Source organism: Fulvimarina thalattae, assembly GCF_040239565.1.
GTDB lineage: Bacteria > Pseudomonadota > Alphaproteobacteria > Rhizobiales > Rhizobiaceae > Fulvimarina.
In genome coordinates, this window is the sequence record NZ_JBEHWS010000014.1 from 109017 (window position 1) to 118677 (window position 9661).

The following is a 9661-nucleotide window of genomic DNA, read 5'->3' on the forward strand; positions in this document are numbered from 1 at the left end:
CCATGGGCGCAGCCGCTTTCCTGCCGTACGTCGTCGTCGCCATGGCGATCGTCGCCGCCGTGCAGATCGGTCGGCGCGTCGCTCTCTGGCGGTCGGGGCAACCTGCCAAGGTGGACTGGGTGGCCGGGGTCAAGGCGATCCCGAAACGCTATCTCGTCGATGTCCATCACGTGGTCGATCGTGACAAGTCGGCCTCGCGCATGCATGTGCCGGTGGCGGGCGGTCTGGTGCTTTCCGGCGGGTTGCTGCTGCTCGGACTTATCCCCGCACTAGCCGCATCACGCGTTTATTGGGTGGTCGTTACGCTCGCTTTCGCCGTGATGGCGGTCGGCGTCGCGCTCGTTGCGCAGCGCCGCTATCCGCGCGCCCTGCCCCGTCTTTCTCGAGGTCGGTATCAGCGCACGCCATTCTACCTTGGTGCCTTCGCAGGCGGTGGCCTCCTTTGTTCGCTCCTCGCTGCCTTCGGCGATCCCCTGCCCTTCCTGTCGCTTGTCTTTCTGATCGCCGCAGCGGCCGGTGGACTGGCGCTCGCAGCTCAGGCCGCGACCGGTCCGATGCGCCATGCTCTGGCAGGTGCCGCCCATCTCGCGCTTCATCCACGGCCAGAGCGTTTCGACGCATCGCAGCCAAAGGGCCGTTCGACCGGTCTCAAGCCGATCGATCTTGAAGGCGACAAGCTCGGCCGCGAAGACCCTTCCGATTTCGCCTGGAACCGGCTTCTTTCCTTCGACGCCTGCATTCAGTGCGGGCGTTGCGAAGCTGCCTGCCCGGCCTTTGCCGCCGGCCAGCCGCTTTCGCCGAAGCACCTGATCGCCGATCTCGCGGCAGCGGGTGGTGGCGGCTATGCCAGCCCCTATGCCGGCAATCCTTATCCGAATGCCCGGTCCACGGGCGGCGAAGCGGGTCTCCATCACGCCGTGATCGGCGAAGGTGGCATCGTCCATCCCGATACGATCTGGTCGTGCACGACCTGCCGGGCCTGCGTCGAGGAATGCCCGATGATGATCGAGCATGTGGACTCGATCGTCGATCTGCGGCGCTACCAGACGCTCGAAATGGGCGCGGTTCCGGGCAAGGGCGCCGAGGTTCTGGACAATACGCGCCTTGCAGACGAACCGAACGGCCATCGCCTCAGCGAGCGGACCGATTTCGCGGGCGGCCTCAATCTGCGCACGCTGGCCGAGGGCGAAAGCACGGAGGTCCTCCTCTGGCTCGGTCAGGCGTCATTCGATCTGCGCGGCCAGCGGACCCTGAAGGCGCTGATCCGCCTCCTCAACGAAGCCCTCGTCGATTTCGCGGTGCTTGGCGAAGCCGAGCGCGATTGCGGCGACCTCGCCCGCCGTCTCGGCGACGAAGCGAGTTTCCAGCAGCTCGCCAAGGCCAATATCGAGGCGCTCTCCAAGGTGAGTTTCAAGCGCATACTCACGGCCGATCCACATGCCCTGCACTCTCTGCGCAACGAATATTCTGCCTTCGGCAGCGAGTATGAGGTGGTTCACCACACCGCCTTCCTCAACGAGCTCGTCGAGGCGGGGCGCCTGACCACGGGGCATATCACGGGGCACGCGATCACCTATCACGACCCCTGCTATCTCGGCCGCTACAACGGGGAGTTTGACGCCCCTCGTTCCCTTCTCGACGCGCTCGGGTTGGAGCGCCGCGAGATGGCCCGCTCCAAGCGCAAGTCCATGTGCTGCGGCGGCGGCGGAGGTGCTCCGGTGGCCGACATTCCGGGCGATAACCGCATTCCCGACATCCGCATGGGCCAGGTGCGCGAAACTGGCGCAAAGACGGTGGCAGTCGCCTGCCCGCAGTGCACAGCGATGCTCGAAGGCGTCACTGGGGACCGGGCCGAGGTGAAGGACGTCGCCGAATTGCTGCTCGATGCGGTCGAGGCCGGCAAGAGCACGAAGTCCAGGAAGCAGGGCACGCAACGGGAGCTTGAACCCGCATGAGCCGAGCGCGACGCGATCCACGAGCCGAGCGCGATGCAAAGACGGTCTCCGGCACTTCCCGGCGCCGGTTCGATCTTGCGGCCTCGTCTTCTCCCTCAAAACGTTTGCGCCGCGACCCGCGCGCAGAGCTCGACGTCATCGAGGTCTTCGGCGCACCGCGCCGGCGCTTCGACCGCACCCAGACGACCGCTCTTGTCTCACGCATGATGAAGCGCGCGGACGCGCCGGTGGCCAAGCCCAAGGCGCCCCAGGTCCGCGTCCTCGAAACGCCGGCCTTCCACGTCTTTGCGGTGTTGCAGACGCCGAAGGGCCGGCTGTCGCGCTTCGACCGGCAAATTCTCGGTGCAGCCCGCATGCTCGCCGATGCCGGCAGCGGTGGTGGTGCCGTCGTCGCTCTTGCGCCCGCAGCGACTTCCGATCTCGGCCCGGCCGGAGCCGACCGCATTCTCGATCTCGGCGACGACGCGAACATGCCCGCGTCGCTGCGGGCTGAAGGCGTGAGAGCCGCCGTCGAGCAGCTTCAGCCGAAGCACATCCTTCTTGCCGAAGACGACGAGAGCGCCGACCTCGCGCGCCGCCTCGCCGTTTCGCTTGGCGAGCCGATTATGACAGATGCGGTCTATCTGAGCGCCAAACAGGTCGCGCGCCGCAAGAACGGCATGCGCGCCGAAGAGTTCGGCGAGCCGCCGCGCATCATTACGCTCGGCGAAGACCGCGCCGCGAACTACTCCGGCGCGCCATGCGAGGCCCGCATGATAGAGGATGCACCCGCACTCGACATGAGCGATCCGGCAATCCTCTCGGTCGAGACGATCCCGGGCGATCCGTCCCAGCTTTCGCTGTCCGAGACCGATTTCGTGGTTTCGGCCGGCAATGGCGTCACCGATATCGAGGTCTTCAAGAACCTCGCCAAGGTCATGACCGCGACACCCGGCGCATCCCGCGTCATCTGCGATGCCGGCCTGATGCCGCGCTCGGCGCAGGTGGGCGCCTCGGGAACGGTTCTGTCGTCGGAATGCTATCTCGCCCTCGGCATCGCCGGCGCGCCGCAGCACCTGCAGGGCATCGCCGGCTGCGATCACGTGATCGCGGTGAACACCGACCTCCACGCCAAGATGGTCGAGCGCTCCGGGCTCGCAATCATTCAGGATGCGCAGCTCGTGATGCCCGCCCTGTGGCAACTGATCGAAGAGCGCCGAGGCAAGGCATGAAGACCGCTGTCCTTCTTTCGACATCTCGCCACCCGGTCTCCGGCCGCCCGGCTCTTGCGCGGCTCGAATCCCAGGCAATCGGCCTTGCGGCTCGTCTTGGCGGCTCCGTGATTGGCCTGCATGCAGGCGAGCGCACGGACGCGACCCGTGAAGCGCTCGGCGTTGGCCTTTCGTCGGTCGAATGCTTGGAGATGCCAGCCGAGGCAGACCCCGTACCGGCCCTCATTGAACGGCTGAAGGCAGAGGATTTCGACCTCGTTCTCGCAGGCCGTCGCGGCCAGGGCGGTCTCGACACGGGTCTCGTCCCTTATTTGATCGCCAAGGCCCTCGACCGCCCGCTCATCGCCGATGCGGTCGCGATCGCGGCCGGTAGCGAGCCCGGCATCATCCGCGTCGATCAGGCTCTCAAGAAGGGTGCGCGGCGGCGTGTAACGGTTCGTCTGCCTGCAATCGTGACGGTTCATCCGCTTGCCCCCGCCCCGGCCGTGTTCGCCTATGGCGCCTCACGGCGCGGCGAAATCCGCTCGACCGCCGTTGCCGAGCAGGCGCCGGATCCAGCGATCTGGTCCGAAAGACCGTATCGCAATCGCCCGCGCCTGATGCGGACGGCTGAGGCGTCCAGCGGAGACGCGAGCGAAAAGCTGCATGTCCAGCCAGAACCGGCGGAGGCGGCGAAGTTGATCCTCGATTATCTCGAGCGGAACGGCATTCGGTCGTTCTGAGCCGGCGATAGCACGTGCTTCAATGGCAAACCCGAAGTCGCATCAGGGCTTCACTCGCTTCCGCTTGATCAGGCCAATGACGAGGCGGCGGTCGGCGGCACCGGTGATGAGCGCGAGAGCGAAATAAATCGCCATCGCGACGGCGACGAGAATCATAATGGCCGTGATCTGTGTCGACACTGGATCGCTTGGATTCAGCCAGTCACCGAGTTCCCACATCATCGCGACGAGCGACAGGCCCATCAGGCCGGCGCTGAGGAACACCAGCGCCGAACGCTTCATCAGCTGGCCGTCGATCTCCCAGAGGCCTTTACGGTAAAGCCCCCAGAAGAGCAGACCGGCATTGAGCCAGCCCGCAATCGTGGTGGCGAGAGCGATGCCCTGTTCGGCGATGATCTGGAAGAGCGCGACCGAGAGGACGATGTTCGCGCCGGCCGAGATCATGGTCGCGATCATCGGGCTCTTCGTGTTCTCCCGCGCGAAGTAGCCGGGCTGGAACACCTTCATCATGACGAATGCCGGCAGACCGAGCGCGTAAAGCCCGAGCACGGCGGCCACCGCCGGCGTGGACGACGGATCGAATTCGCCGCGTTCGTAGATCACCCGGATGATCGGCTCGGGAATGATAAAGAGCGCGACCGCCGCCGGTACGGTGAGAAAAAGCGCAAATTCCAGCGATCGGTTCTGCGTGTGCTGTGCCTCGGCCGTTCGCCCGGCCTTGAGAGAGCGGGCGAGTTCCGGCAGCAGCACGACGCCGATCGCGACGCCCACCATGCCGAGCGGCAGCTGATAGGGCCGATCGGCGTATTGCAGGATCGAGACCGCACCCGGCTTGAAGGATGCGATCGCCTGACCGACGAAGAGGTTGATCTGGGTGATCCCGCCGATCAGGGCGGCAGGACCGGCAAGGATCAGCAGCCGCTTCAGACCCTTCGTCCAGCGCGGCATGCGCAGGGACACGGAAAAGCCGCCCATGCGCATGGCTGCGACGACGATCGCCAGCTGGAGGAGGCCCGAAGCCAGAACGCCCCAGCTCATCAGATAGCCGGTCGCCGGCTTGTCGTATCCGGCAACGATGGCATAGCCAATCACGCCGATCAAAACGAAGTTGAGGACGGTCGGCGCTGCGGCCGCCGCGAAGAACCGCCTGAACGCATTCAGGATGCCCGACACCATCGCCATCAGCGACATACAGGCGAGATAGGGGAACATGATGCGCGACAGGCTGACCGTCAGGTCGAAGCGCTGCGCGCAGGAAATGGCCTGAGCCTGCACCTCCTCATCGACGCAATAGGCGAGACCTGGCGCAATGATCGTCTGCACCAGGAACGGCATGAAGATCCAGGCGACGACCGTGAAAAGCGCCAGCACCGCAAAGAGCGTGGAATAGACTTCCGACGCGAAGCGCTTGGCGCCCTCTTCACCCTCCTCTTCCAGCGAACGCGAGAACAGCGGGATGAAAGCCGCATTGAACGCACCCTCCGCGAACAGACGGCGGAACAGGTTTGGGAATCGGAAGGCCAGGTTGAACGCGTCCGCGACCGGACCGACGCCCAGCGCCGATGCCATCAGCATTTCTCGGCCGAAGCCGAACACACGGCTGACCATGGTCGCGCCGCCGACGGTCGCGAATTTCGAGATGAGGCTCATTTGTAGTGCATACCGAAAGCGCTTTGAGACGGCATGGCATTTACCGAGGAAACCTCGCCCTCCGCACTCTCCAGAACACTCTGCAAGCGCCGCTCGATGCGGGCGATCTTCGCTTCGGAGGTCACCTTCGCGCCGATGAGGTCGGTCACGTAGAACGCATCGATGATCTTCTCGCCATAGGTCGAAACGTGTGCGGAGCGGATGTCGAGGCTGAGATCGGAAATCGCGCCTGTGATGTCAGCAAGAAGACCGGTGCGGTCGAGGCCCTCGACTTCGACAACCGTGACGCGATTTGAAAGCCCGTTGTCCACGGTCACCTTGGGCTTGACGTCGAAGAGGTCGATACGGCGCGTGCCGCGCGGTTGGCCAATGAGGCGGGACATGATCGTTTCGCCGCGCAGCAGCTTGCCGATGTTATCACAGATGCGACGGGCACGCCGGAGCTCGTCCTCTTCGTTTTCGAAGGCCCGTGAGATCGTCATCACGTCGAGCGCGCGGCCGTCGGTGAGCGTGAATATCTGCGAGTCGGCGATGTTTGCCTGCGCACCGGCACAGGCCCCGGCCAGCTGGGAAACCAGACGCGGGTGGTCGGGTGCCAGAACCTTGATCCTCGTCACCTGCCTGAAGGCATCAGTCGTCACCTCGGTTGCCAGGGGCTCGCCGCCATTCGCACGGCGAATGAATTCGGCATCCGCCACCTGCTCGTCTATCGGCACGGTGAGAAAATAGTTCGGATAGTGAAGATCGAGGTAGGCAGCGCGCTCCTCCTCGCTCCAATCGGAGAGACGCTCAGCAAGAAGACGGCGGGCGCCGATCAGGCGCTGCTCACGGGAGGTCTGGGTGAAACCGCCGGAAAGCGTCGGCTCGGTCTCCATATATAGCGTGCGAATAAGCTGGCCCTTCCAACCATTCCAGACGCCCGGACCGACCGCGCGGATATCGCAGACGGTGACGACGGTCAGCAGTTTCAGACGCTCCAGTGTGCGGACCCGTTCAGCGAAATCGATGATCGTCTTGCGGTCCGCGAGATCGCGCTGCTGCGCCGTCATCGACATCACCAGATGGTCTTCGACCAGCCAAGCGACCAGCTCCGTCTCTCGCGCATCGAGCCCGAAGCGCGGGCACAGCTCGCGGGCAACGCGCGCGCCCGCCACCGAATGATCCTCGGGGCGGCCCTTTGCGATGTCGTGAAGGAACAGGGCGACATAGAGGAGGCGACGATCGCGAAGCTTCGGCACGATCTCGGACGAGAGCGGCAGTTCATCGGTCAGCTTGCCACGCTCGATCAGCGACAGCTCGGAGAGAGAGCAGAGAAGATGCTCGTCCACGGTGTAGTGATGATACATGTTGAACTGCATCATCGCGACGATCTTGCCGAATTCCGGAACGAACCGGCCGAGGACGCCAGCTTCGTTCATCCGGCGCATGTGCAGACCCGGATCCTTCCTATCGGTCAGAACGTCGAGAAACAGGGAGTTCGCCTGGGGGTTCTCGCGCAGGTCCTTGTTGATCAACCGCAACGAACGACGGATCAGCTTGAGGGCATCCGGATGGTATTCCAGATCATGCATCGCCGCGAGGCGGAAGATGCGGATGATGTTGACCGGATCGCGCTTGAAGACATCGCGCGAAACCACGTTGATGCGGTTGTTGTCCACGTGGAAGTCGAGCGTTCCGGCGATCGACTTCGCACGGTTGCGGAGCGAGCGGACGAAGCCGCGTAGGCCCGGCGCCTCCTTGGCCTCCTCTTCCTCCAATGCGGCGCAGAAGATGCGGGTCAGATCGCCGACATCCTTGGCGATCAGGAAGTAGTGCTTCATGAACCGTTCGACGGCCTGAAGCCCGGGATGAATGTTGTATCCGAGGCGGTCGGCGATCGTTGGCTGCAGGTCGAAGGATAGGCGCTCCTCCGCCTTGCCGGTCTCGAAATGCATGTGGCAGCGGACGGCCCAGAGAAAATCCTCGGCCTTCGTAAACAGCGCTTGCTCGCGGCGCGAGAAGACGCCGGCCTTCACCAGTTCTTCGGATGTATCGACGCGGTAGTGGTACTTGGCGATCCAGAACAACGTGTTGAGATCGCGCAGACCGCCCTTCCCCTCCTTCACATTGGGTTCGACGAGGTAGCGCGTGTTGCCCCTCTTCGAATGCCGCTGGTCGCGTTCGGCGAGCTTGGCCGCGATGAATTCTCGGCTTGTGCCTTGCACGACTTCCTTGTCGAAACGCCGTTCGAGCTCGGCCGCGATCTCCGCCTGACCCGCCACAAGCCAGCGCTCCAGGATCGAAGTGCGAATGGTGAAATCGTCTTTCGAAAGCGCGATGCATTCGTCGATCGTGCGCGATGCGTGGCCCACAGTGAAACCGAGATCCCAGAGGAAATAAAGAAGATATTCAGCGATCTTCTCGCAAATCTCCGCCTTCTTCGACGGCATCAGGAACAGAAGATCAATGTCCGAGCCCGGCGCGAGCGTTCCGCGCCCATAACCGCCGACGGCGAGAATCGCGATCCGTTCGTTGTCGGGAAGGTCGGAAACGTCGAAGACGTGCTTGAGAGCGAAATCGTGGATCGTTCGGATCAGCGCATCCTGCAGCGCAGCCAGACGACGGGCGCAGAGAGTGCCCAGATTGTCCGCAAAGAGCATTTCCCGAATTGCCGCACGGCCTTCCGAAACGACGATCTTGAGCCGCTCCAGAACTTTCGGGCGCTGGTCTCCACAGTCGCCGGCATAATACTTCTTGGCGATCGCATCGAGATCCGCCTGAAGCTTCTCGCGGTCGAGAATTCCCTCCAGCGAAACGAGGTCCTCCTCAGCTGGAGGCGTAACGGGGTTGGCTCCGTCGACGGTCCGTTGATCCGCCGTCGAAGTTGGTTCGAGCAACGCGTTCTGGCTCATGCCAATCCTGAAATTCGGTGCATCTTCAGCGCGGCGCCGCCGCAGCTGACGCCTCTATAGAGCAAAGCGCGACCAATCGCGAATGGGGTATTCTAAGCAAAACGGACTGTTGCGACCTCACGCGCAGACCCGGTTCCGCCCAGTCTGTTTGGCGTGATAGAGATTGACGTCCGCACGCTTGTAGAATTGGCCGATCTCGTCGTTTCGTTGGGAAACCGCGACGCCGACCGACACCGTGACCCGCAGGCTGAGATTGCCGGTCCTGATCACCAGATTGCCGATTGCTTCGCGGATGCGCTCTGCAAAAGCCGCGCAATCGGATTTGCCCATGTTGGGTGCGACGACGGCAAACTCTTCCCCACCCAGCCGCGCGACGACGTCGTGATGGCGCGTGAAGTCGAAAAGGCAGTTCGCCACCGTCTTCAGCACCTGGTCGCCGACATCGTGCCCATAAGTGTCGTTGATCGATTTGAAATTATCGAGATCGAGGAGCATGAAACCGAGCGGTCGACCGATCTTTTCGAATTCTTCGAGATAGTGCCGCATCGCTTCATCGAAGAAGCGGCGATTGTGCATGCCGGTAAGTGGATCGGTCAGTGCGGCTGTCTCAAGGTCCTGGGAGCGTCGCTCGAGAGCGCCGGTCAGAGATTGAAGCTTGCCCTGCTCCTTATTCTGACGCCGCATCGCTGGGAGGATCCAGAACGCTATGATGCCGAGCGTCGAAACAATGGCGATCGTGGAGAGGCTCGCAGCGCCCGCGACCAGCAGACGCTCGCCCTCATCGAGGTAAACCAGCAGCGGATATCCGAGAGCTATCAAGACAATGAGAGATGCCGCTGCGAAAGATGCAGCCGTTATACAAATCAAACCTGAAATGTAGGAACGCGAAACAGTCATTTAGGGAATGGCCAGCCGAGGCTTTAAAATTTTATCCCATCGACATGTAGGCCGGATATTTTAATGGCTGGTTTCGCCGAAGACGAGATCGAATCACATTTCGTTCAATTCGTGAGTTCGACGCTGGCAGCAAAAAACAACCGTTATCGTCAGTCTTATTTTATAATATTTATATTTGAGCCATGCGTTGAAGCTTGCATAAACAAACGCCAGGCCTGATTTCCAGCGCGAAGTGCAACACCCCAGAGCCGATGTATGATCGGCTCGGTTGTCCAGACCAATTGGAGTGTTGCGTTGCCATCCTACGTCCATCTTTCATCTCTCGAAAGAGAACA

Annotated in this window: 6 protein-coding genes; 3 read left to right on the forward strand and 3 right to left on the reverse strand. The window is 62.6% G+C overall.

What is annotated here, in order from left to right; translation table 11 throughout:
- Nucleotides 1-2 precede the first annotated feature (2 nt).
- The 3 genes from ABRA89_RS16360 to ABRA89_RS16370 are packed head-to-tail and all read left to right on the forward strand — an operon-like array spanning nucleotide 3 to nucleotide 3888.
- The gene (locus tag ABRA89_RS16360; RefSeq protein WP_349942562.1) at nucleotides 3-1955 is read left to right on the forward strand and encodes a DUF3483 domain-containing protein; all 1953 of its coding nucleotides are present in this window, start codon (nucleotides 3-5) and stop codon (nucleotides 1953-1955) included.
- The gene (locus ABRA89_RS16365; RefSeq protein WP_349942563.1) at nucleotides 1952-3166 is read left to right on the forward strand and encodes an electron transfer flavoprotein subunit alpha/FixB family protein; all 1215 of its coding nucleotides are present in this window, start codon (nucleotides 1952-1954) and stop codon (nucleotides 3164-3166) included. Before ABRA89_RS16360 ends, ABRA89_RS16365 begins: the two co-directional genes overlap by 4 nt.
- Nucleotides 3163-3888, forward strand: coding sequence for an adenine nucleotide alpha hydrolase family protein (locus ABRA89_RS16370; RefSeq protein ID WP_349942564.1), 726 nt, complete (start codon nucleotides 3163-3165; stop codon nucleotides 3886-3888). Before ABRA89_RS16365 ends, ABRA89_RS16370 begins: the two co-directional genes overlap by 4 nt.
- A 42-nt stretch (nucleotides 3889-3930) precedes the next feature.
- Here the strand turns inward: ABRA89_RS16370 and murJ are convergent, their stop codons facing one another.
- The 3 genes from murJ to ABRA89_RS16385 all read right to left on the reverse strand — a co-directional run bounded on the left by murJ (nucleotide 3931) and on the right by ABRA89_RS16385 (nucleotide 9248).
- Nucleotides 3931-5538 (reverse strand): murein biosynthesis integral membrane protein MurJ, encoded by a 1608-nt coding sequence (murJ, locus tag ABRA89_RS16375; RefSeq protein WP_349942565.1) that lies wholly within the window; start codon nucleotides 5536-5538, stop codon nucleotides 3931-3933.
- Nucleotides 5535-8429, reverse strand: a complete 2895-nt coding sequence (locus ABRA89_RS16380; protein WP_349942566.1) for a [protein-PII] uridylyltransferase — start codon at nucleotides 8427-8429, stop codon at nucleotides 5535-5537. The genes murJ and ABRA89_RS16380 overlap by 4 nt, the downstream gene beginning before the upstream one ends.
- Before the next feature lie 117 nt (nucleotides 8430-8546).
- A complete protein-coding gene (locus ABRA89_RS16385; protein WP_349942567.1) occupies nucleotides 8547-9248 on the reverse strand; it encodes a GGDEF domain-containing protein in 702 nt (233 codons plus the stop codon).
- Nucleotides 9249-9661: the final 413 nt, after the last annotated feature.